Annotated in this window: 21 protein-coding genes; 11 read left to right on the forward strand and 10 right to left on the reverse strand. The window is 43.9% G+C overall.

The genetic code is table 11. The features are described 5' to 3' along the window. Positions 1-15 precede the first annotated feature (15 nt). From PN836_RS11115 to PN836_RS11125, 3 genes are all read right to left on the reverse strand, one after another. On the reverse strand, positions 16-294 hold the full coding sequence (locus tag PN836_RS11115; RefSeq protein ID WP_395338315.1) for a hypothetical protein: 279 nt from the start codon (positions 292-294) through the stop codon (positions 16-18). A gap of 112 nt (positions 295-406) precedes the next feature. Continuing rightward, positions 407-1,534, reverse strand: a complete 1,128-nt coding sequence (locus PN836_RS11120; protein WP_395338317.1) for a DNA alkylation repair protein — start codon at positions 1,532-1,534, stop codon at positions 407-409. 57 nt (positions 1,535-1,591) lie between these two features. Next, entirely contained in the window at positions 1,592-2,206 is a 615-nt protein-coding gene (locus PN836_RS11125; RefSeq protein ID WP_395338318.1) for a uracil-DNA glycosylase family protein, read from the reverse strand. A 119-nt stretch (positions 2,207-2,325) separates the two neighbouring features. Here PN836_RS11125 and PN836_RS11130 point away from each other — a divergent pair, with 119 nt between their 5' ends. From PN836_RS11130 to PN836_RS11175, 10 genes are all read left to right on the forward strand, one after another. Beyond that, complete coding sequence (locus PN836_RS11130; protein ID WP_395338320.1) at positions 2,326-3,240, forward strand: hypothetical protein; 915 nt, start codon at positions 2,326-2,328, stop codon at positions 3,238-3,240. 520 nt (positions 3,241-3,760) lie between these two features. Continuing rightward, a complete protein-coding gene (locus PN836_RS11135) occupies positions 3,761-5,221 on the forward strand; it encodes a glutamate--cysteine ligase (RefSeq protein WP_395338322.1) in 1,461 nt (486 codons plus the stop codon). 10 nt (positions 5,222-5,231) lie between these two features. Beyond that, positions 5,232-6,242 (forward strand): succinylglutamate desuccinylase/aspartoacylase domain-containing protein, encoded by a 1,011-nt coding sequence (locus tag PN836_RS11140; RefSeq protein WP_395338324.1) that lies wholly within the window; start codon positions 5,232-5,234, stop codon positions 6,240-6,242. A gap of 253 nt (positions 6,243-6,495) precedes the next feature. Further along, on the forward strand, positions 6,496-10,077 hold the full coding sequence (locus PN836_RS11145; RefSeq protein WP_395338326.1) for an ExeM/NucH family extracellular endonuclease: 3,582 nt from the start codon (positions 6,496-6,498) through the stop codon (positions 10,075-10,077). 28 nt (positions 10,078-10,105) lie between these two features. Next, positions 10,106-10,711: a hypothetical protein gene (locus tag PN836_RS11150; RefSeq protein ID WP_395338328.1), complete on the forward strand. Its 606-nt coding sequence runs from the start codon at positions 10,106-10,108 to the stop codon at positions 10,709-10,711. 195 nt (positions 10,712-10,906) lie between these two features. Next, entirely contained in the window at positions 10,907-11,635 is a 729-nt protein-coding gene (locus PN836_RS11155; RefSeq protein ID WP_395338329.1) for a DUF4019 domain-containing protein, read from the forward strand. 145 nt (positions 11,636-11,780) lie between these two features. Next, positions 11,781-12,791 carry a fatty acid desaturase gene (locus tag PN836_RS11160; RefSeq protein WP_395338331.1) on the forward strand — a complete coding sequence of 337 codons (1,011 nt, stop codon included), beginning with the start codon at positions 11,781-11,783 and terminating at the stop codon, positions 12,789-12,791. A gap of 123 nt (positions 12,792-12,914) precedes the next feature. Next, positions 12,915-14,639: a DUF1800 domain-containing protein gene (locus PN836_RS11165; protein WP_395338333.1), complete on the forward strand. Its 1,725-nt coding sequence runs from the start codon at positions 12,915-12,917 to the stop codon at positions 14,637-14,639. 11 nt (positions 14,640-14,650) lie between these two features. Continuing rightward, positions 14,651-16,009: a DUF1501 domain-containing protein gene (locus tag PN836_RS11170; RefSeq protein ID WP_395338335.1), complete on the forward strand. Its 1,359-nt coding sequence runs from the start codon at positions 14,651-14,653 to the stop codon at positions 16,007-16,009. Positions 16,010-16,083: 74 nt separating this feature from the next. After that, on the forward strand, positions 16,084-16,677 hold the full coding sequence (locus PN836_RS11175; RefSeq protein WP_395338336.1) for a paraquat-inducible protein A: 594 nt from the start codon (positions 16,084-16,086) through the stop codon (positions 16,675-16,677). A gap of 50 nt (positions 16,678-16,727) precedes the next feature. On the opposite strand, the gene PN836_RS11180 is transcribed toward PN836_RS11175, so the two are convergent. The 7 genes from PN836_RS11180 to PN836_RS11210 form a co-directional block, all read right to left on the reverse strand. After that, complete coding sequence (locus PN836_RS11180; protein ID WP_395338338.1) at positions 16,728-17,294, reverse strand: PIN domain-containing protein; 567 nt, start codon at positions 17,292-17,294, stop codon at positions 16,728-16,730. Positions 17,295-17,296: 2 nt separating this feature from the next. Further along, entirely contained in the window at positions 17,297-17,770 is a 474-nt protein-coding gene (locus PN836_RS11185; RefSeq protein WP_395338340.1) for an excisionase family DNA-binding protein, read from the reverse strand. Positions 17,771-18,008: 238 nt separating this feature from the next. Continuing rightward, a complete protein-coding gene (locus PN836_RS11190) occupies positions 18,009-18,689 on the reverse strand; it encodes a hypothetical protein (protein WP_395338342.1) in 681 nt (226 codons plus the stop codon). Positions 18,690-18,757: 68 nt separating this feature from the next. Next, positions 18,758-19,492, reverse strand: coding sequence for a hypothetical protein (locus tag PN836_RS11195; protein WP_395338344.1), 735 nt, complete (start codon positions 19,490-19,492; stop codon positions 18,758-18,760). A 163-nt stretch (positions 19,493-19,655) separates the two neighbouring features. After that, positions 19,656-20,747 (reverse strand): hypothetical protein, encoded by a 1,092-nt coding sequence (locus PN836_RS11200; RefSeq protein ID WP_395338346.1) that lies wholly within the window; start codon positions 20,745-20,747, stop codon positions 19,656-19,658. A gap of 244 nt (positions 20,748-20,991) precedes the next feature. After that, the gene (locus PN836_RS11205; protein WP_395338347.1) at positions 20,992-21,177 is read right to left on the reverse strand and encodes a hypothetical protein; all 186 of its coding nucleotides are present in this window, start codon (positions 21,175-21,177) and stop codon (positions 20,992-20,994) included. Beyond that, positions 21,158-21,466: a hypothetical protein gene (locus PN836_RS11210; RefSeq protein WP_395338349.1), complete on the reverse strand. Its 309-nt coding sequence runs from the start codon at positions 21,464-21,466 to the stop codon at positions 21,158-21,160. The genes PN836_RS11205 and PN836_RS11210 overlap by 20 nt, the downstream gene beginning before the upstream one ends. Positions 21,467-21,600: 134 nt before the next feature. Here PN836_RS11210 and PN836_RS11215 point away from each other — a divergent pair, with 134 nt between their 5' ends. Next, entirely contained in the window at positions 21,601-23,598 is a 1,998-nt protein-coding gene (locus PN836_RS11215; protein ID WP_395338351.1) for a winged helix-turn-helix domain-containing protein, read from the forward strand. The last annotated feature ends 99 nt before the right edge of the window (positions 23,599-23,697 follow it).

Raw genomic sequence — 23,697 nt, forward strand, 5'->3', positions numbered from 1 at the left:
CGCTTCTCTTGCTCTCTAGGCGACTCTTACTCTAATGACTTTCATCACTTCAAACGCCAAGCCTGCAACTTCTTCGGTAACCGGGTAGTAGGTCAGGTTGACTCTCGCACCTTTGAGGTTTCGGTACACTTTTTTTCGCTTGTATTTGAAGGGCACATCGTAGCCTTCAATTGTTAGTGTATTTATATGCCACTCATCTTCTTCACGCTGCACATGGCTCATTACTTTTAAGTTCTCTGAATGAATAAGCGCTGGGTGTTTCGACAACAGTTTGTCGACTTCTGACTTTGCCATTGATGCTCAACCTTGCTTAAAATGCTGCGACTCATCATAGGCCTTGCTTAGGATAAGGAAAAGTACAAGTGGATGCCCATAACGCATTGTGTGCCTCTTGAATCGACTTTACTTATACTAAAGAAAACGAGTGCGCGGGAGTTTCTTGTCCATTGACCAGTAGCGCAAGCTTGTGCTCTCCACAATAGTATTTGCGTGTTGTAACGGCTTTGAAGCTGTGGGTTTTACTTAATTCTAAAGTTTCATTTGCTTTAAGGTCTACCACCTTCCATTTGAACACTTTAGGACTGAGTTGGCCGTTAGATTTCTGATGGTATACCACGTAATCCAGCATAATTTTTTGAGGCTCGCTATTCATGCTTTCCGACCTTATTTGCACACTAAAATATAACTCTCCACCAAAGGAAACGTGTGTTTTAGGTAGGCGCAAATGCACATCCCCTAGTTTTGGTGGGTGGAACCCAAATAACGCTAGCGCCTCTGGCTCGCCTTTTTTAAACAGAGTACGAAGGGCATGCCTAACCAATCGAGTGCGATTTTCGTTCGCATCTTGGAGCCATTTTTCCCCGATTTGAACGACTAATTCAGGATGATCTTTTGCAATATCGTTTAAGTTATTAGCAACTGAGCGACGCACATACTCTGACGAATCATCTTTCAATGCTTCAAGAAGCGGTAACAGCGGCGATGGATTTTTAACAAAAGCCCTTAGCTGCATGCCCCAAGGGAGTCGAGGGCGTGTGCCCTCTGATATAAGCCTTCTCACGTGCTCTGACTCATCATTCAATCTCAATGCAAGCGCTTTTAACGTTCTTTCCTGCTGCTGAACCAAAAAATGGCGAATGGCGAATTCAGATGAAAATCGCTTCGTCATTTCAAACAACACGTCAATAGCAAGATCAAAGTGTGCTTGGCCGTATATGCCAACGTAGTCTGCCATTGGCATGATGCTCCAATCAGCAAGCATGGTTGTATGAGCGTCGTCCTTACTAACGGTATCGGGCGCTTTCATCGGTCGTAGTGACGCGAGTAAGACTTCACTAGCGAGACTAAAATCATCTGGTAAATATTCATGCATGGCGAGAACGATATGTTCGCTGCGCGCTTTTAACTCTAATTCGTCCAAGTCGCTGCACGCACGTTCGATGAAACCTTGTTTATCAAAACCTGGATGCTCAAAACAATCCGCCATATTCCTTACCAAATCTTGCGATAATTTATGTTTAAAGGGTTCTGGCATAGTCATCCTTTTGAGTTGCTAATAAGACTTTGAATACCTTCACGTTCGGCTCTTTCACTACGCTCTATTTAAAATTGAGGCCACCTGCTTCTGTAGAGCCGGTACCAAGCGACTTTCAAACCATGGATGTTTACTGAACCATCGATTGTTTCGTCCAGAAGGATGAGGTAAGGCTACATGATCAGGCATAAGCTTAGCAAAGTCCTCAATCGCATCAGTTAAACGTTTATAGTCGGACAAATAATGCTTTTGTGCATACTGCCCAATAATAATCAAAAACGGCGTCGATGAGCGACTTTGTGAATTTAAGGTATTAAGAAACCTTGGATGCCACATTGGGGCACAAGGTTTTAAAGGGGGTGCGTCTGCACCGTTTTTATAACCGGGGAAGCAAAAGCTCATGGGCAATACAGCGAATTTACCAGATTGATAAAAGCTTGTACGATCTACTCCCAACCACTTTCGTAATCGTTCACCAGAGGCGTCATTCCACGCAAGACCTGAATCATGTGCAAGACGCCCTGGCGCTTGGCTAATCAAAATGATGGAGGGTTTATAAGGCCAGATAAAAATCGGCTTGGCCGAATGAGGCAATAGCTTTTGACAATGCCTGCAGTCCATCGCTTCCTTTCGCAATTGCGCTAACTTTTGTACATCTAACGATACTGTCATGGCTTTAATCAGTGATTGCTTAAGTTTGTGCTTGTTGCTTACTTGAGTATATTCTAGTCTATATGATTCAATCAGTCGTAGATATTAACGAAAGCCGCAAGGTATCAAGGAAAAGAGTTGTGCGCGTGATTCGCTTAATAGTATTGGGAATATTTGCTGTCGTCAGCTGCTTTTTGCAAGCTCAGACGAAGGTCAAAAATAGCGGAAACGCCGAAACCGCAAAAGCAGCTCACAACGATGTACAAGAGATTGTGCTATGGAATCGCAATTACGATCAGGCGTATATGTACGCCGCTATTTCCAACATCTTAAAACTTTCTGAAGACAAATATGGCCCTGTTAAGTTAGTGTCTTCGCAGCCACTTGAACAAGGCAGAGCTTTCGCGAATGTTGCCAATTATTCTGGACTGGATATTTTTGTAGGTGGTATAAACCGTCAACGTGAAGCAGATGCGCAAGCCATATACATACCCATTGATAGGGGATTGTTAGGGTTTAGACTATGCTTGATACACGAAACTGATCAAAACCTCACCGACATAGACAGCGTTGAAGACTTAGTGAATCAAGGCGTGTCAATTGGTTTAGGCTCCCACTGGCCAGACAAAGAAATTTTTGAAAACAGTGGCTTTCAGACAGTGCCCAGCCCGGTATATTCCAGTCTATTCGAAATGTTAGCCAATGAACGCTTCGACTGCTTCACGCGCAGTCTCTCCGAAATAGGTTTTGAGCTTGACCAAAAAGCTGAATTACCAATCAAAGTTGAATCTGAAATTGTATTTATTTACCCCGCTGCTGAATTTGCCTTCGTCAATCGTGACAACACACTCTTACAAGAACGTTTGCGTTATGGATTTGAGAAAGCCATTGAAGACGGCAGTTATTTTTCGCTTTTTGAAGAGCATCATCAAGATACGATGATGCGTCATAGTGTATATGAACGAAAATTGCTTATCCTCCAAAACACCGACTTATCTACACAAGCTGTAAGCAGTATTAATCAATATGGCTTAGCTAGCTTTATTATCAATTAGTGCTGTGCGCTTCAGTCCTTGTTTGCCCTCACTAAAAGTGACTTGCAAGCGATAGTTTAAAAAGGGATTGTCATTGCTCTTCTCAGTAAAAGAACCGTGCTCAAAATCCAGCGTCCGCGGCTTATGTTGAATATACTGCGACTGTGAAGATATTGCGTTTGCCGAGTTGAATAACAAAATAAGCGTTATTAACAAAACAATCGGCGCTCTCAACAAATTCTGAGCACAAGGAAATAGATGTGTTTGGGAATAAGGTTTATCTATATGCATAAATAGTCACTGTTTGCGCTTTGGGAATCATCCACAAAAATTATCTACTGAAAGTGAAGAGGTACAACAGTACAGAATTTCGTATCTTGGTGGTTTTTATTAACAGCAATCACTTTCAATGTCTTAATCATTTTGTCGACTCAAAATCTCTGTGAAAGGTTTTGCACAAATTGCTGATAGACCATAGTATAGAAATATTATGGTTGGATAGGCTGCCAAAAAAAGCACCCACAAAAAGGAAAGCAATAATATGGGACAAGCATTTGATAAAGACAGCTTTACCCCAGACGATCACATTGACTTTCGCAAGCGCCTGCAAACACAGTTAAGCGAACTAAAACCGCTTCTCAACACGCCAGAATTCTCAGACGACTCCGTTTCTTTAGGGGCAGAATTAGAACTTTATATTTTAGATAGTCATGGTTTGCCTGCGCCTAAGAACATGCAGTTACTCGATATCATGTCTCATCCTTTGCTCAACGAAGAGCTCAATAAATTCAATTTAGAGTTCAATTTATCGCCTGTTGGAGCTAAAGGCGTACCGTTCAGCGCAATGACCAATGAAATATCACCCTTTCTGCGCGACTTAAAAAAACAAGCTCAGGAACTAGATTCCAGCATCGCGTCCATTGGCATTTTACCCACATTGAAAGCGGAGCATTTGCAGCGTCAGTTCATGACAGATTTACCTCGCTATAGAGCCTTAACGAATGAATTAAGCGCATTAAAAGGCGAGCCGTTTCTTGTTGACATTAACGGTATCGATTCACTGAATATGCATTGCGATGAAGTCACGTTAGAAGGCGCTAATACCTCGTTCCAAGTGCATTTGAAGGTGCCAGCAAATAACTTCGCGAACCTGTACAACGCCACTCAATTAACTACACCTCTGGTGCTTGCCCTTGCCGGAAACTCACCTACGTTTTTAGGCAACAAACTATGGCATGAAACGCGTATTGCGCTGTTTAAGCAGTCTATTGATAACCGCATACATGATTTAACGCAGTGGCGGCAGCCCGCGCGGGTGAGCTTTGGGCATGGCTGGGTGCGAGAGGGCGCGTGGGAGCTGTTTGCACAAAATGTCGCCTTGTATTGCCCCATTCTTCCCTTTGTATCGCCCGAAGATAAACCCTTTGCAGAACTGAATTTACATCACGGCACGGTTTGGTCATGGAATCGCGCAGTTTTGGAGCCACCCAAACCATCGCGTTCAGGGCATTTGCGCATTGAATATCGCACGCTGCCTGCTGGGCCCACCATAATAGACATGATGGCAAATGCGGCATTTGCAGTAGGCCTGACACAAGCTCTCGCGGATAAAATGGATGAAATGCTGCCCAAAATTACCTTTTCTCATGCCGAATATAATTTTTATCGTGCCGCTCAAAGTGGCTTAGATGCTAATATTCTCTGGCCGCTTGCCAATCAGCACACGCTAAAAGAACAAAGTATTTGCGAGGTTATCACTCAACTATTACCAAGCGCCGCAGATGGCCTTGCACAAGTTGGTGTAGACAGCAGTGAAATAAATACACTGATGAACGTCATTGAAAATCGTTTGGCAAATAAACAGACTGGGGCGGCGTGGCAACTCGCATGTTTTGACAAACACCTTAGAAAAAGCAGCAAAGACGAAGCCTTAGCTAAAATGCTACAGGACTACATGCATCTTTCAGACGCTGAGCAAGCTGTTTCGACTTGGGTGATATGATAAAGCGCAGATGACAAATATTCACTTACGGCGTTGGACCAATCCACAACCTGACGACATCGCTGAGACTGTTTTTCAATTTCTCAGTCAATTAGGTGGGCCATCATTAATTGAGCTAAGCGGCAAAGATCCCTCGCGATGCAGAGTTATCACAACACTATTGCATGGTAATGAGCCCTCGGGTCTTTATGCGCTTCATCGGCTCTTAAAGGAGGCATTCATACCGCAAACCACAACCGTTTTTATTGTGGCTTCAGTGGTGGCTGCCAGCACCGAGCCAACTTTCAGCCATCGCATGCTGGAGGGGCAAAAGGATCTTAACCGATGTTTTGGAATCAGTGATGTTGGAGCCGAACACACGCATCTTCAGCATGCGTTAGCCCAAGCGATCACGCGCAGCATTTCGTCATTGCAGGCAGAGGCGATAATAGATATTCACAATACATCTGGCAGCGGGCCCGCGTTTGCCGTTGCGACGAACAAATCAGACGCTAATTTAGCATTGGCGTCACACTTTACCCACCGCATGATTTACACCGACATTCGATTAGGCGCGATTATGGAGCAAGATTTTGCTTGCCCTATCATCACTATCGAAGCGGGTGGGGCCCAAGATGACGAAGCCAATACCACCGCTTACAATGGTCTGCGCTCGTTTCTATCCGCCGACGATGCATTTGAAAAACGTCAAAGCATAGAAGAGTTTGAACAACCGCAACGTTTAGAGCTGTGTAAAAACGCAGAAATTTGTTACCAGAGTGCGAACAACCCGAAGGTGGATGTCACAATGCGCGCTGACATTGAACGTTTAAATTTTGGCAAAACTGAGGCTGGACAGCATCTGGGGTGGGCAAGATCCTTGTCGAATCTGTGCCTGGATAATACAAACAATCATGTAGGAGAGTATTTTTATACTGAGCAAGGTTTGCTTAAAACCAAAGTTGCGCTTACCCTTTTCATGGTAACCACCCGCGCCGATATTGCCAGCTCTGATTGCCTGTTTTATTTTGTACCAGCTTAGCAGCCTTTGCTTGCACTAGGTGTCAAACAATGTATTGATTGTGACAACAAGTATTGTCACATGTTTGTAGTAAATTTCTTTTATCATTCTGCACCGTTGATTATTTTGTAATATTGCAGAACAATAGAGACAGAAATTGAAACAATATTGATGCATGACAAACCTACCTCATTGCCATTGCTCAATGCACTCGCGCCGAAAGGTAAACAAACAAAAAGTAAAAAAATACAATAAAAAGCCAAGGACAGAAGCCATGAAATTGAAGACCCTCTCAGTCTTAGTAGCAGGGTGCTTTGCCACTGCCGCTAATGCAGACGTGTATATCTCTGAGTACATAGAAGGCTCAAGCAACAACAAAGCCATAGAAATATACAATGAAGGCAGCTCGCCAGTAGATTTATCAACTTACACTCTTAACTTTTACTTCAATGGTAATACTACCGCCAGCAGTACCATTACCCTGTCGGGTACCTTAGATGCGAACTCGGTATATGTGGTTTCTGATAACGATGCCAATACTGATATTCTCGCAAAAACAGACTTAAGCACCGCATCTAGCTTTTTTAACGGTGACGACGCCATAGAGCTCAAAAATGGCGATACCGTGGTAGACTCCATTGGTCAGGTGGGTGTTGACCCAGGCTCGCGCTGGAGCTCAGGCGACGTCTCAACGCAAAATGCCACGCTTATTCGACAAGACGTGATTTCAATGGGCGACCCAGACTCAAGCAATGAATTTGATGTTGCAGCTGAGTGGTTTGCGCTTCCCCAAGACGATATCTCCAACTTGGGCACACACAAAGGCTGCTGTGATGATGGAGGCGATGATGGTGGTGATGACGGTGGCGATGGCGGCGGTGGCACAACTACGCCTGCCGTACCAATGCTACTGAGCGCAATATTCGACGGCCCATTAAGCGGCGGCGTACCAAAAGGCGTCGAAATTTATGTGACTGACGACATTGCAGACCTGTCGATGTGTGGTCTTGGCAGCGCCAATAATGGCGGCGGCACTGACGGACAAGAATTTACCTTCCCAAGCGATAGCGCAAGCGCAGGCGACTTTATTTATGTTTCTTCCGAATCTGAAGGCTTTACCAACTTCTTTGGATTTGCGCCTAACTATGTTGGTGGTTCATCGATGGGCATTAACGGCGATGATGCGGTTGAGCTGTTCTGTAACGGCGAAGTGATTGACGTTTATGGTGTGCCAGATGCAGACGGTACCGGTGAGATTTGGGAATACCGCGACAGTTTTGCTTATCGCGTATCTCTTACAAGTGCATCTAATCCGTTTGTGCCGGAAGACTGGACCTTTAATGCACCAGATACCCTTGACGGCAGCACAGAAAACGGTGACCAGATCCCTGTCGGTAGCTTCGAATTTGAGCCCGGTAGCGTATTTTTCTCTGAATACATTGAAGGTAGCAGTAACAACAAAGCATTAGAAATTGTTAATTTAACCGGCAGCGAAATTACCCTAGACGGCAACTACAGCGTTGAAATCTACTTCAATGGCAACACCTCTATTGGCAATAACATTGGTTTAAACGGCAATTTAGCCAATCAAGCGGTCTTTGTGGTTGCAAACTCAAGCTCTGACCCAGCAATACTGGAGCAAGCAGATCAAACCACCGGTTCAATTAACTTTAACGGCGACGATGCGATCATACTGCGCGGCCCTGATGGCGTGATTTTAGACGTGATTGGCCAAGTGGGCACCGACCCAGGCAGTCAGTGGGGTACGGGTGATGCAAGTACGCAAAATAACACGCTTTTGCGTGACACAAGTACTCGTCAAGGTGACACCAATCCCGACGACGTCTTTGAGCCTAGCGAACAATGGAGCGGATTACCGAACAACTCATTTGATGATTTAGGCAAATTTGGCGACTCTAGCGGTGACGGCGGCGGCCCTATTATTGATATTGGCGCATGCGGCGACGAAGCCGCGCTTATCAGTGCCATCCAAGGCAATGGCGATGCATCAATGATGGCGGGAATGGACGTGGTCGTTGAAGCAAGCGTGACGCTTGTTGCACCGGGTCTAGAGGGCTTCTTTTTGCAAGAAGAAACTGCACAGTTCGACACTGATCCAATGACATCTGAAGGCATATTCGTGTTTACCGGCTCTGAACCCATCACAGTGAGCGAAGGGCAAACCGTACGGGTAGCAGGAACGGTATCTGAGTTTTTTGATAAAACCCAAATTACACCTAGCGAGATATCTGCAAGCTGTGGCATGGGAGATTATGCTGCCGTGGAATTAAATCTGCCGCTTGCAGAAGGCGATAGTTTTGAAGCGTACGAAGGCATGCTTATCAGCAATGCTCAAACGCTGACTATCGTAAACACATTTAACTACGCAAGATTTGGTGAAGTAGAAGTGGCCAATGGGCGCACCTTTAACCCAACTCATTTGTTTACACCTGGCTCAGATGAAGCAATTGAACTGGCTGCAACAAACGCCCGCAATCGCATTATTTTTGATGATGCACAAAACGGTACGCCAGATACGCTCGACCTAAATGGAGAGCTTTCAGCAGACAATACGCTGCGCACCGGTAGCACAATTACAGGCGTCAATGGCGTCCTTGATTTCAGCTTCAGAGCTTATCGGATTCAGCCAAATGCTGCACCGGTAGTAAACTCGGCAGAGCGTCCACTCTCACCAGAAGTAGAAGGTGATGTCACTATCGCAAGCTTCAATGTGCTGAATTTATTCAACGGTGACGGCATGGGTGGCGGCTTCCCTACATCTCGCGGCGCAGATGATGTAGCGGAATACGAACTGCAACTGGCTAAAATTGCCAATGCAATCGTTGCGCTAAACGCTGGCGTAACTGGCTTAATGGAACTTGAAAATGATGGATTCGGTCCTGACAGCGCTATTGCACAGCTAGTTGCGGCGCTTAACGAACGCGCAGGTGAAGGAGTTTATGACTTCATTCGCGCAGACGGTCCAGTTGGCACTGACCAAATCGTAGTGGGTTTGGTATATCAACCGGCAAAAGTGTCACCCGCTGGCGCATTAGAGATTCTAAACGAAAGTAATTCTATTGCTGATGAAGATGGCCCCTTATTCGACACGAGCCGCAACCGTCCAGCAATGGCACAATCTTTCATAGATAATGATTCTGGGGAGTCCTTTGTAGTCAGTGTAAATCATCTTAAGTCTAAAGGTGGGAGCTGTGGAGCCGGTGACGATAGTCCAGACCAAGGTGCTTGCAACGGCACTCGAACGCGCGCTGCTCAAGCACTTCATGTATGGCTGGCATCCACGTTTGAAAATCAACCCGTCTTTATTGTGGGTGACTTAAACAGCTATGCAAAAGAAGATCCTATTGCTGAGCTAGCCGGTGCAGGTTATGTTGATTTAGCTCGTGAGTTTGATGGTCCAATGGCCTATAGCTACACCTTCAGAGGTGAGTTTGGCTCCCTTGATTATGCATTGGCTAACGAATTAGCAAGCCCACTTGTAAAAGATGTTCTTGAATGGCACATAAACGCAGACGAGCCTGCGGTGCTAGACTACAACGACAGCATCAGCAGTACTATCGATAAACCCGATAGCTTCCGCGACGACTCGGTATTCCGTTCATCGGATCACGACCCAGTACTCGTTGGCTTTAGCTTTACAAGCGACGCTTTACCGGGTGATGTGAACGGTGATGGAAGCTTAACCTTCGACGATTACTTCCTAATCTACGGATTATTGGGTGTGACTTCGGATATGGATGGCTTTAACACAGCGGCTGATATTGATGCAGACGGCGTGATAAGCTTTAACGACTTGATGGCCTGGTATGCATTATTTACCGCACCATCAGCTTAAAATAATAAATAAAATGGAATTAACAATTATGTCTACTTTTAAAAAACTACTCGCAGGCGCGGCTATTTGCTTAGCCGCCAGCACAAGTGCAAGTGCTTCGGTAATTTTGTCGCTAAGCGCACAAAATGACACACTTAATGTGGGTGAGGATCTTGTATTGGATATCACCGCGTCAACCACAGCTGGAAGCGCCTTCACGTCCTTTGGTTTGGATTTATTGCTCGATGGTACGCAGCTTTTTGCCCCTGACTTTGCCCTCACGCTAGGAGGCGATTTTACGCCATCAGGCCCTGGACTAGATGGCGATGGCTTAGCAGGTAACGTAGCTGTGCCATTTCCGCCGTTGCCAGTGCCTTTTGCGCTAAGCGGCATTGATATACTTCTTGCCAGTATTACTATTTCTGATTTGGGTCTAGGTGATTTTACGCTATCTCTAGCGTCAACCATGACCGACCCCACAGAGGGAATATTTAACGCTGATATATTCAGCGGCCCTCCTGGGTTTGTCGAGATGGATTTAAGCAACGCAAGCGTAATTGTTTCAGTGAGTGAAGTCAGTGCTCCTGCGAGCATCGGTATATTATCGTCGATGATTGCTGGACTTCTGCTGCTACGTAGAAGATTTGGCCATTAGAGAGCTGTCAATTTTGTAGCATGAGCAATATAAACGCCAGCAACTATCGCTGGCGTTTTTTTCGCTAGAATAAAATACTGCATGCAATGTCTGCCGGAATCTATGTGTGTCGTATATTGTCGTAATACTGTCGTAGACAACTTTCGTGGAGTCATTAACACTTATCACACTATTTACTATGATGAGTATTAATTTATGGATATGAAAGTAAGCGCATCATCAATTATTGAAAAACGAAAAGAAAAGGCGTGGAGCCAACAACACCTCGCTGATGTATCAGGCTTGAGCTTAAGAACTATTCAACGGATTGAAAACACCGGCGCATCGTCGCCCGATTCTATCAAAGCGATAGCAATGGCATTTAACCTATTGCCCGCAGATCTGATGGAATCGAAAGCAATTGTACAAACGACGTCAAAAACGGATAAGGGACGAATGAGCAAGCTCCGCAAATCAGTATTTGCATCGCTGGCGATAGGGTTAGCCCTTACTGTGGGAGCTTCTGCATGGTTTACTGCCGTTTCTAGCCAGCCAGCCAGTCAGCCCGCCAGTACTGGACAACTATCCACCGAAAATAATCCTCAGCTAGAGACTGCCAAACGCATGGCACTGGCGTGGCTTGCAATTACGGACAGTGGCAATTATGAGCAGAGTTGGCAACAAAGTGATGACTTGTTCAAATCCCAGGTTAGTGAGGCACAGTGGAGGCAGGCGCTTGATGGCGTGCGCGCACCACTTGGACAAGTAAACGAGCGACAGCACCAGACTGCGAAATATACGAAAACAATGCCCGGCTTGCCGGATGGAGAACACACCATCTTGACATTTTCAACGCAGTTTGAAAACAAAGCTCACAGTGTAGAAACCGTGACACTGAGAAAATCGAATGAAACATGGCAGGTCATTGGTTACTTTATTCGATAGCCTGTGTGGCGAGGCATTTACAAGGGCTGAATATCTTGCGGGTCCCAAAAGTTGAGAAATTGACCTAATTTCTGATATAACGCATATAATGATGTGTGATCAATTTTTAATCGACTTTTTCAAATCTGCCAATATCTAGAGACTTATGACAACCTCAATTAATAAACGCGAAACTTCATCGAGAGATAGCATTCGGGCCATTGTACGGGCCATCAAGGAAGAGGAGGCTACGTTGCGGCAACGATACGGCTTTCTTGTGCATCAAAACGCCCTGGGCATGATTATTATGCTGCTAGCATTAAGCGGAATGATTACCACGGCCGCCTTATATTATTACGAGATGATTCCGGCGTGGGTTTGTATCTTGGTAGCTGCTTTCTTCGCCTCTATTTCTCATGAGCTGGAGCACGACCTGATCCATAAGCAATATTTTAGTAAAAAGCCTATGATCCACAACGCCATGATGCTTATCGTTTGGTTGATGCGCCCCAATACCATTAATCCATGGTATAGACGCAAAATTCATCTTCATCACCATGCGGTCTCTGGTACTGAACAAGATTTGGAAGAGCGACTGGTCGGCAACGGCATTAAAAATCCTTTTAAACGCTTACTTGTCATCATGGATGGCCTACTTGGCCTCATTGTTTTTAGAAACATTTACAACAAAGAAATTAAAGACTTTAGTTTTGCACGCGTATTCCACGCAGCCTTTCCTGTTTCAACCGCTTATTTTGTCGTGTTGTATAGCGTCATTGCTTACTACATTGCGGCATTGTTTTTCCCTGTCGCAAGCTACATGCCTGCGTGGGCACTGTCAGTCATGTCGGTATTTGAGTTTTTGATGGTAGTGTTAATTGTGCCAAATATCGTCCGCTCAACCTCGTTAAACTTAATTACATCATCAATGCATTATTATGGCGGCGTTAATAACGTCATTCAGCAAACCCATGTACTCACAAGCCGTTGGTTTTTGCCCTTTCAACTTTTTTGCTTTAACTTTGGAAAAACGCACTCCATTCATCACTTCGTGCCTAATCAACCCTTTTACATTCGTCAGCTTATTAGCGATAAAGTGAACGAGGTATTGCGTTTACACGGGGTACGATTCAATGATTTGCAGAGTATTAAAAGGGCTAATTTATACACCGCCTGAATAGCGCAATCTGCCGTATTATTGCCGCGTTCTGGTGAAAATGTATTGGTGAATTATTGTACAATCCTGTAGTCTTACAGTAGTAATAATTGCAGCACAGAAATTGTACACAGGATTTTCATCATGTTAAGGACGCTAGTTCTCATAGCGCTGGCAATACTATTTAGCGCATGTGGTGGCGCAGGTGGCGACTCCTCAACCGCGCCAAGCAGTCCACCTACAGGCGGGCAGAATCCGCCTCCTGCGACACCTCCAAGCGATGCCATTCCGTCTCGCTCAGTCCAAGATATTGAGGACGCCGCTAGATTTCTCGTGCAGGCAAGCTTTGGTCCAACCCTCGAGGAAATTGAATGGCTCAATAGCAATGGATTTGATGCTTGGTTTGAGCAACAAAAGAATGCGCGCATCAGCTCTCACCGTGCAAAAACCTTAGCTATCTTCAATGCAGACGATGACGCACGCCAACAGGGCGCAGAATTTCCATGGAATGGGCATAGGCACGGCGCATGGATAGACATTGCGCTGAACGGCGAAGATCAGCTGCGCCAGCGCGTAGCCTTTGCCTTGAGTCAGCTTTTTGTGGTTTCTGAAAAAAGCCAGCTAGAGGGCGAGCACCCGGCGCTTGCGAAATACTATGATGATTTAGCAGCTCACGCCTTTGGGAACTACCGAGAGTTACTGGAATACGTTACCTTATCCCCAGTCATGGGAGCATACCTGAATATGTTAGGTAACGAGAAGCCCGACGCACAGAACAATATCCGCCCCGATGAAAACTACGCCCGTGAAGTGATGCAGCTTTTTTCAATAGGTTTGCAAGCGCTAAACCTAGACGGCTCACTCAAATTGCAAGACGGCGAGCCCATTCCTACCTATGATTTAGACGATGTGAAAGCCTATGCTCATGTATTCACCGGCTGGCATTTTGATGGCACTATAGCCGACACTTGGGACCAGTGGTGGGTGAATCGTAACTTCAACAGTCAAATGCGTCTGGTACCCGAATATCATGCAATTGATGAGCGTAAAGTCTTGCTGGGTGGTGTAACGGTAGAGCCCGGCACCGACGGCGAAGAAGCGATGAGACTTGCGCTTGATAGCCTATTTAATCATGACAACGTTGCGCCTTTTGTTGCAAAGCACCTCATCCAGCGCTTGGTAACATCTAATCCATCACCCGCATACATCGAACGCGTCGCTGCCTATTTCAACGATAATGGCTTAGGAGAGAGAGGCGATTTAGGCGCGGTGGTAAAAGCCATATTGCTCGATGATGAGGCCAGACAGCCCATTGATACTCAAGACCAGTATTTTGGTAAAGTCAAAGAGCCACTCGTCCGCGGTATGCAGATGATGAGAGCCTTTGGTTTGTATCAGCCAGCACAAGCCAAAGCCCAATGGCCAGAGTATTCATTTAACCAAGCGCCGCTTGCATCCCCTTCCGTATTTAATTTCTTCTCCCCGGACTTTTCTCCAGTAGGAGAGTTAAGTGAAGCAGCGATAGTGTCACCTGAAATGGAAATTATTGATGACACCTTTGTGGTACGTTTATCTAACCACGCCGCATGGATGTCACTGTGGGTGCCCACACCGGATGAAATCGATGACGGTCATCATCGCGATTTCACCATCGATTACACGCGTTTTGAAAGCATGTTGAGCAATGATGTGAATAACTATATCGACTTCATGGATTTAGTCTTACTCAGTGGAAGCATGTCTGATGAGATGCGAGGTATTTTGCTTGAGTACAGCGAGCAAGCCCCTGATTGGGTCAGTGATTATGAAAAGGTCAAAGAGCTGACTTTTTTGGTGACAAGCTCCCCCCAGTTTGCGATTCAGCGCTAAGAGGTATGCATATGAAAAGACGTCACTTTCTCAAAGCCAGTCTCGCCTCATTGGGCGCTATCGCTAGCTCTCATAGTCTCGCAGCCCAGCTTCAGCTTGCCAATGCGCTTAGTGCTAATCGCTTCAGCGACTACAAAGCCATTGTGTGTATCTTTTTATATGGCGGGCACGACAGTTTCAATTTATTCGTGCCCACCGACGACAGACAATACGCTGACTACGCGCGCACCCGCCAGTTACTTAGTTACGCACAACATGACTTAGTTAGCTTGAATCAAGAGGATGCATATCCAATTGGCGTGAATAGCCGAGCGAGTGCATTTGCAGATTTATTTAACCAAGGACGCGCATCAATTGTGAGTAACATGGGCCCAATGCGCGAGCCAGCTACTCGGCAAATGCTCATCAATAATGAGAATCTAGCCCCGCCACAACTGTTTTCGCACAATGATCAGCAATCCCTTTGGCAAAATGCACTGATGGACACCAAAGCCCCGTCTGGTTGGGGCGGCCGCATGGCTGATTTGTTAATGGACGCAGGTTCGTCTGGTTCAGCCGCAGTATTACCCATGAGTTTTAGCCTTGGCGGAACCAACTTGTTTCAAAGTGGTGTTCAGGCAAAACACTATGTAATGAACTCTGATGGCGTGGAAGCCTTTGGTGCGCTCGACCCTCGATATGATTATAACGATACACGCATTCAATATCATCTGCGCTTGCTTGAAGCCGCACAACATAGCTTTGCAAAAAATTATTCACAAAAAGTGCTGTCTGCACGGAACAGCAATGCGATTTTAAGTGATGCCTTAAGTGCACAAGCGCATACTACCGTCGATTATGGTATTGAGGCGCAGCTGGCAGAACAATTAAAAATGATTGCACGTTTAATAAGCGCACAGTCAATGCTTGGGCAAAGTCGACAAATCTTCTTTGCATCTTTAGGTGGATTTGATACTCACGACAATCAAGCGGTTTTGCTACCGCAGCTTCAAGAGGTGCTTACACGCTCAATGGCAGGTTTTGACGCTGATTTACGTGCGCGTGGTATCGACGATAACGTTGTCACATTCACACAATCTGAATTTGGGCGCACACTCACCTCCAATGGCGATGGAACGGATCATGGCTGGGCTGGTCATCAACTGATTTTGGGTACGCCAATTGCCGGAGCGCGCGTGTTTGGTCATATGCCCGAGCAAACAATTGGCACTGAAGATGACTTATTTGACGGGCGCATAATACCCACCACGTCTATCGAACAATTTGGCTCGCAGATTGCTCAATGGTACGGCCTAGAGGCGTCAGAAATTAACGAGGTATTCCCTAATCTTTCACGTTTTGACACAAGTGCTTTCAATCTTTTTAGCTAATGCCGGTTTTATATCAGCAGCATTCGTTTTACGATGTTCGCCATACCTAGTTAAATTGAATGTAGGAGTGGCTGTTGTTAAACAAACACCTAGGATTTGGCCTAAGCCTTGTAGCTATCGCTTTGTTTTTCCCAGGCATTATTATGCCAATGTTCAATCTTCAAATGGACATGGCTGTAGCCATCTCAGGTGCAAGTATTGAGTCACAGCTTGTGAATAAAGAACTGTCGATTCTCACTACCGTTCAAGAGCTTTGGCAAGACGAGCGTATGTTGGTTGCTGCGTTAATATTCCTATTTTCGGTTGTGATACCGCTGTCGAAGTTTTCGATTTTAGTCGTCGTCTATTTTTCAAAAAACCCAAGCTTACAGCGCACATTGAGTAATTTGGTTGCGACTGTTGGGAAATGGTCCATGGCGGATGTATTCGTAGTGGCGGTTTTTCTCGCGGTGCTGTCAACTGACCATACGCAAAATGCACAGCAGCATAACTTATCATTTTTAGGAATGCGCATTGGGTTTGAGATAAGTACACAGACCATGTCGAATGTGGGGCTAGGGTTCTATTATTTTGTGTCCTATTGTGTGTTGTCACTGCTTGGGTCACAGCTTATGTTAGGGGCAACCGAGAGAGCCTTACCAAAAACAGGGATTACAAGTGCAAGCTGAGCATTCTAGCTACAGAAACTTCAATCAAGTTATGGAAACATTACATGCAGTCACAAATTCTCCGCATAACCACGAAGATGATCAGCAGAAACCACCAAACCTTGGCTCTCCAATGTAGATAAATAGTCACCAATACTTTTAGGTGGTTTCTTGAGTGAAAGCCGGTGTGTTTTTACAACGTGGCAAACCAATCCAGAATGCAAGTCCAGTTGGTTTTGAACAAATGTGTCTGGGTGAATGGCCTCTATACCATACTTATCCAGCTCATCTGATGGGAAATCTCTTAAGTTGAATGTAACGATTGCCTGAGCGCCGCACTGAATGGCTGCCGCCAACACGTGCCTGTCGTCTGTATCGGGCAGTGACAGACTCGATTCAAGCTCTTCATAGTCGAAGACCAAGCAATCCCGTACATTAGCATTCATTAACGTCCGCGTTCTTTCAAGCTGCTCTGGCAGAATATCATTTCGATTTTTCAGTACATTCCTTATCCATTCATTGTGAATCCGCTCTGTCCAGCGCGCCGCAAAAACGTCAGCAACAGCTAAGCGAAGCAGTAAGTCTCGAAGCGGCGCAGGATAAAGAACATTTGCGTCCAGTAACGCAATAAACCTCAAGACTAATATCCCATATCCAATTCTTGCGCTTGCTCAGCGAGCTCATCGAGGACTTTCATACGCTCTTGATCAATCTTAGCTTTGTAAGCCTGGACATCTCTGAAAAGCACACGACGATGTGAGCCCTTACGATTGAAAGGGATTTGTTTTTCTTCCAATAGTTTGACGAAAAATGGGCGAGACACATTAAGCATTTCAGCCGCTTGTTGTGTTGTTAGCTCTGCATGAATAGGTACCAGTGTCACAGCGTTACCCTGCGCCATTTGCACCAAGATGTTCTTCAGCAATTCAATTGCGCTGGCCGGTAACACAACGCGCTCACCGTTCTCGTTGAGAAACTCAACAGTTTCATCAAACGCAGGCTCATCGCGATGACGACCTAAAATCTGCGATAAAACAGGCGCGCTTGCTCGAGCCAAATCTATATCGTGCTCAGTTGGACTAACGATATTGTCAATTCGGGTTGATGCAACCATGGTTGGTCTCCTAAGTGGTTGAACAAACAAAAAATGTCACATTACGTGAAATATGACAACAATATAAACGAAAAATTCGAAACAAACAAAATAAACGAAACGAAAGGTGAAGTGTAGTATTGAAAGGCACAGTACTTAAGTTCCCCTTATTCTTTCGAAAGTCAAATAAAGAGAGCCGCATTGTTTGACGTTACAGCCAAGGAATCGCACTAAAATGAGTTTTTGTAGAAAAGCGGTGTCAGAACCTGATATAACTTGCAATATGCCTAGCCGCCGCTTCTAAATGCTTTGGAAAGTTTTTGGGGTTGAAAAACATTTGATTATTTGTATCTTCATTCTTCAGCTCTAATATTTCAACAATGCGATATGCATCGTCATGTAACGAGAAATCACTAATTGTGTCCAACTGTTTCTTAGCCTGAACTATAAAATCCTCCACATTCTCTATAATTAATGCTCTATCTTCTTTACAAAATTTCTGTTTGGCAAAATCTAAATCGTGAAAACTGACATCTCCAAACCTTAGCTGTGTAAAATCGTTGTCATCAGCTCTTATTGAATCTTCACGTAAATTAGCTAGCTCTCCGACAATATTTCCTTTTTGAAAATCGCCACTGAAAAAACACTTTTTAAAAATAATTTCAGTGCAGAAAAGTCTTACAAATTTAACGTTATTAAATTTACAACCAATAAAAGTTGCACGACCAGGAGCATGTGAGGAAAGCGTTGCATCGCCAAATAAGCAATTTTTATACAATGTCGGAATTACTCCAGATCCAAAACAGACTTCCTTTATCTTCAGTTTCTGAAACGTACAGTCACTAAATTGACAGCTGGTGGCATCAAACTTATCTATATTCAAGTCGCCGAATGTCTTTGATCTAACTATTTCATTATTAAAAATAAGTTCTTTCATCATTGAATTGCTTATTGCTCTTCATCAATTTTAAACGCAAATGTATCAGCCACGGAAAAGTAGCTTTACGGTTAGCTTTGATTTGAAGAAAACGCTTTTTTTAGTAGGTCTTCTCCCATAGATTCTAAAAACTTATTTTCAACCACTTTCCCATTGAAAATATAAGCCATATCAAGATGAATTTGTGGTCTCACTGCTCTTCTTTGCACTTTTAAAACTTGTCTATCAAACTCAGCTGCAAGAGCAGGGTTTTCAAACCCCTCAAGACTCATTAATTGTTCAGAAAACTGTCCATTGTGGGACGAGCGGTAATACACAGAAATAGAAAATTTATTAGCGTTTTCACTTACAGCAGGCTTCACCGCAAACTCTTTCGTTAAACGATTTAAAAATACGCGCGTAAACGCTGCTTGATTTTCGATTGTCGAATATGTGGAGAATTTCTCCCGATATCTTTCAAGCACATCGAAAAACTCTGTACTGGTTTTTCTGAAGTGTATAGCGTAATTCGGGTTAGACGTGTAGGTCTCAAGTGAGCTTGGGTAAGTATCTACCTGATACATACAGAAACGGTCGTCAAAGAAGGCCTCGGGAATATCGCTAGCCTTGTACTCAGCGCTATCTAAAAAAGTCACTTCACTGGAGGTATCAACACGAGACAGATTCCACTGACAATTGTCTAACTTTTTTACCGAAATACTTTTAGCAACATCATCGTCTGACTGTATTTTCAACTTCGATGTATCGTCCGCGTGGGCGACGCCAGCCGCCAATGCTACTAGAATACAATATGCTAATTGTTTCATATCATGATCCTTGTTGATTATCTTGCGCAGATGAATAAGCTTCAATATCAAGAATACGCCTATGTGATGAATTGTCTATACTTTAAGCCTTAAATTTTTGCAAAGCATAATAATCACGTGAATTGATATCGTCTCACGCGTGAGACCTTATTCGTCATTTAAACTATTGCGTTTTGTTGAGGGAAGCTACGAGCGCGTCCACAGCTTTATCTACAGCCGCTTTTTCCTCCCAGTCTAATCTTTTCCAGTCAATGCCCACGTCAAGTGCCGTCATGTCTTCAGTGAGCAGCATTTTCAACGCTTGTGCACCAACAACTGGACCAATATTGTAGGAAGTTACTCTCCCCTTCTCTTTTTCTTTGTTTGACTGGCGCTTTTCAAAGCTCTGTTTATCAGTCAGCAATGTTTCAAGTTGTTTATTGATTTCATTTTTAATTAATATGCCGAAGGTCTTCCTCTCTCCAGCGATGTCTTTTTCTAGCGAAAGCACATGTTTTTTCATTTTGACAAAGGAAATGGAAGCACCGTTTTCATATGCCTCAATGACGGCCGGATATCGACACAGCACATTATAATTGTCAAATGCTCCCATAGATATACCTAAGGTATGCGCGGTTTCCTTGACCGTCAGCGGCTTCTGGCCGAGCTTCCTTTTTGTGTCATTGAGTATATTGATCTCCATCATTGCATCCTCAAATGCACGCAGCTTTCCGTACTGTGGTAAGTCTTCTCTGCTAGCATTTTCTTGAAACTGTTTGGTCTTCTCGAGGACGGGTTTTGAGCGATACACCTTAAAATGCGATGCGGTATTAACGCCGTTCGCGTAGATCATCGCAAAGAAGCGCCGGTGACCCGTTAATATTTTGTAATTGCCGTCTTGTAAAGGATAAATCGTTGGTGCTTGTATTATTTCTGATACGGCAATGTTTTCCCCTAGCTCAATAATGGATGCTATGGATTTATTCGCTTTCCGCCATTCTACTGAATCGTATTTGCAACAATTTATGATGCACGATTTGCCAATCATCACCTTGTTCTCGGCATCATAAATGCGCGACAACTGCTTTTTTGTAATCCTTCTTGATATGAGATCCTTAGAATCGTCGTCGCTGATGATTACAGCAGGGAAAAACCTCGGGTTAGTTTGGTCAGGGAACACTTTCGCTAGAAATATCGATTGATAATCGTAAGTCTGTTCTTTCATGAATGAATCTGGCTTCTTGCCATTTAAAGCCGCGACTAACTCTTGTTCCAAGGACAACTGAATCATGCAGTATTTCCTTAATTGTTATTTTTAAATTGACGTGTATACATGCATCTGACTGACAGTTACGGTTTAAGTATAGCGCAGAAACGATTATCAAATAAATTGTTTAATGAACTTGAAGAGTATTGCTTGTTAAAACTTTTACTTACAAGGGCAGGACAAAATGATTTAGTGATTGTGTTACACCAATCGATGAGACATTTCTGCTTCACCGATTAGTGCATTTTTTCCACTAGTGTTTAACTAATCTAGAATATTCAGCGGATTCTGGCATCACAATCCAACTTTCATTATTCTGAAGATATGAGAGGATTTCATCTGGGTCTATAAAAATGCCGTCTTGGGCGTCGCTTCGACCAAGTCGGTAAGCTTCAATTACCAGATCTCTAATTTTCTGCTCAAATTTTGATGGTTTCATGCGCTGCATCCACTCTTTTAGAACTTACTGCATTTTTCTTCTTTTTATCTTCACTGTTACCGCCCAGGTTATAGTCCTGACAAAAAGGAAAGTCTTTGCAAATTACAAGGCTTGCCTCCATTGAATGCTTTTGAATATCAAACAGCAGTTGCGTCTTTAAAAGTGTATTTTCATGCTGATTGAGCACAGCGCTATTTCCAGATTCTTCAGCATTAGATGCTGACATTGACGCTATTGATAAACTAATTGCTATGGCACAAGTACTGATAACTTTTGTTGTGGTTTTCATCGCTATTTACCTTTTTGGGTTTGTGTAACATTCCCCTCTAGTTTTAGCGCGTAGAGCCTGTTGAAGTATTTATAAAATCTTTATAAACTTCTTATAAATTATTGATAAATGATGTAATCATGAGAATCTCGTAAATGGAAGAAGTCATTATCAATGATTGTGTGCGATATTGTTTAAAAACTGGGCAGCTAAGTCGCTTAGACTCAGTCGAACAGTACATAAATCTTGATAACCTTGAAACTGCTGTCCTATCGTATTTTATCGAAAGAGATAATACGCTTATTACATATGATAATTTGCTTTCAATCTGGTCTAGCCCAGTTGCAACAGAAAACTCCCTCAATCGAGTCATTTCCTCTTTGCGCAAAAAATTCAAGCAAGTGGGGATTGCCGAAAATCTGTTTATCAATACCAGTAAAAAGGGATATACATTTGTCGGAAAGCTAGGCACTGACGACAAGGCAGTGCCTGTCCCTTGGAAGAAATGGATACTTAGTTTTAGCATCGTAAGCCTGTTGGTGATTGCTTTTAACATCACTATCGATTGGCAGGATAAAGTCCAGCAAGTTCCAGCTATCGACATGGGCGAAGTTAGAACATCTAAGCTGTTGGAAGACGCCGACTTCAAATTAGATTTAGCATACAATCTTGCAAATGACCGCGTTGCGTATTCAAAAAAAAATATCAAAGACAAATATTGGTATTCAGAAATTCTGGATCGCTACAGAGGAGATAGACTGCGAATTAGTCTCCCAAACAAGAACGTGCGCAAGAACGTATGGTTAACAGATAACGAACTCGTTGTTCGTGTGTATACCGAAGAATCCTGCTCCATCGAAAAAGTCACGATAGACGAATCCTACGAGACGTTTACATTTAAAACGCTCTTCCCTTGCAACCCTAATTCTTATGCTTCTTCGTTAGCTAAACTGGATGAAACAAGGCTCCTCATTACCGATGCGAAGTTTAACGATACAGCATCAGATTTATACCTCGGCGATACCACCACAGGCGAAGTCACGCGGATTGCCATTAACAATGACGGAGGTGCGGGTTTTTACAAGGTAATTACGCATGCAAACTCTGACCTAGTTGCACTACTTTCCAGTTCAGATGGCGTGACGTTTAGGATAGATTTAGTCGACTCAGCTGATAATTGGAAGCGTATTTGGACTGAATATACAAAATCTAACAACTACTCGGTTGCCTGGGACGGTGCAAGGCTAGCCTTTAGAAACAATAAAAACGGGATCACCATTGTCACATTTAACGGCACCTTGGAAGCTCAGCGTATCAACCTTCCCATGCTAACGCCCATTCACAATATTTCGAACGCGTCTGAAAACAGTATACTGTTGACCAGTGGACAATTTGCGGCACAAAAGCTTACCTACAACGACGCTGTTGATTCTCATCTGATATCTAACAAAGCCAATATTCACGCAAGTGTTGCAGTATTTCTGACAGATAACGATGTTCTTTATGTCTCAACGGAAACAGGAATAAATCAAATTTGGTTGTACGACCATAAGGCGAGAAAAAATCGTCAAGTCAGTAATTTCATCGAAGAGCAACGTATATTTAATATCAGCGTTGATGAGAAGAATGAATTTCTCGCCATTGAAGATAATGACGGCATCACACTATATCGGCTCAACGTCTATTATTCAGAGTTGGAAGTTTTGCATACTATCAAAGGCCGAAATCCATTTTTCTATCAGCAAACTTTGGGGTACGCAGATTATTCTGGACAAAACTCGGTGATACGAGCTTACGATTTGGCGTCTGGAGCAGATGCAGAGCTTAATATTCAAGGTGGACTCGTTGGCAGAACACTTGACAATAAACTGTATTACTCTAAAAGATTTCAACCTGGGATATGGCAGTACTTTCATGACAACGAAGATCGATTGGTACTGGAATTGCCATCAAGCTCTTACCGATGGCTCCTTAATGATAAGCACATTGTCTATCAAAACGATATTGGTGAGTACTTTGAATACAATCTTGAGGCAGGAACGGTTGATTCGTTTCAATCCGAAACATGCGTAAGGCCACTCACTTTTAAAGGGAAACTGTGCATTTCCGGCGAACCTACAGAGTCTGAGACTAGCATAATCGTGCTAGAATGATGCATTGTCATCATCAATTTTGATTGCGTTTTGCTTACGCAATTAACCCGCTTTTCTTTCTTGCTGATTGGGTGTATTCTCTTTATGGCTTTGTTTCAT

This window comes from Ningiella algicola (genome assembly GCF_028401415.2).
Classification (GTDB): Bacteria; Pseudomonadota; Gammaproteobacteria; order Enterobacterales; family Alteromonadaceae; genus Glaciecola.

Excerpts from the sequence above, each read along its gene's own strand:
- PN836_RS11115 (WP_395338315.1), bottom strand. The coding sequence starts at position 294 with ATGGCAAAGTCAGAAGTCGACAAACTGTTGTCGAAACACCCAGCGCTT.
- PN836_RS11120 (WP_395338317.1), bottom strand. The coding sequence starts at position 1,534 with ATGCCAGAACCCTTTAAACATAAATTATCGCAAGATTTGGTAAGGAAT.
- PN836_RS11125 (WP_395338318.1), bottom strand. The coding sequence starts at position 2,206 with ATGACAGTATCGTTAGATGTACAAAAGTTAGCGCAATTGCGAAAGGAA.
- PN836_RS11135 (WP_395338322.1), top strand. The coding sequence starts at position 3,761 with ATGGGACAAGCATTTGATAAAGACAGCTTTACCCCAGACGATCACATT.
- PN836_RS11140 (WP_395338324.1), top strand. The coding sequence starts at position 5,232 with ATGACAAATATTCACTTACGGCGTTGGACCAATCCACAACCTGACGAC.
- PN836_RS11145 (WP_395338326.1), top strand. The coding sequence starts at position 6,496 with ATGAAATTGAAGACCCTCTCAGTCTTAGTAGCAGGGTGCTTTGCCACT.
- PN836_RS11150 (WP_395338328.1), top strand. The coding sequence starts at position 10,106 with ATGTCTACTTTTAAAAAACTACTCGCAGGCGCGGCTATTTGCTTAGCC.
- PN836_RS11155 (WP_395338329.1), top strand. The coding sequence starts at position 10,907 with ATGGATATGAAAGTAAGCGCATCATCAATTATTGAAAAACGAAAAGAA.
- PN836_RS11160 (WP_395338331.1), top strand. The coding sequence starts at position 11,781 with ATGACAACCTCAATTAATAAACGCGAAACTTCATCGAGAGATAGCATT.
- PN836_RS11165 (WP_395338333.1), top strand. The coding sequence starts at position 12,915 with ATGTTAAGGACGCTAGTTCTCATAGCGCTGGCAATACTATTTAGCGCA.
- PN836_RS11170 (WP_395338335.1), top strand. The coding sequence starts at position 14,651 with ATGAAAAGACGTCACTTTCTCAAAGCCAGTCTCGCCTCATTGGGCGCT.
- PN836_RS11185 (WP_395338340.1), bottom strand. The coding sequence starts at position 17,770 with ATGGTTGCATCAACCCGAATTGACAATATCGTTAGTCCAACTGAGCAC.
- PN836_RS11190 (WP_395338342.1), bottom strand. The coding sequence starts at position 18,689 with ATGATGAAAGAACTTATTTTTAATAATGAAATAGTTAGATCAAAGACA.
- PN836_RS11195 (WP_395338344.1), bottom strand. The coding sequence starts at position 19,492 with ATGAAACAATTAGCATATTGTATTCTAGTAGCATTGGCGGCTGGCGTC.
- PN836_RS11205 (WP_395338347.1), bottom strand. The coding sequence starts at position 21,177 with ATGAAACCATCAAAATTTGAGCAGAAAATTAGAGATCTGGTAATTGAA.
- PN836_RS11210 (WP_395338349.1), bottom strand. The coding sequence starts at position 21,466 with ATGAAAACCACAACAAAAGTTATCAGTACTTGTGCCATAGCAATTAGT.
- PN836_RS11215 (WP_395338351.1), top strand. The coding sequence starts at position 21,601 with ATGGAAGAAGTCATTATCAATGATTGTGTGCGATATTGTTTAAAAACT.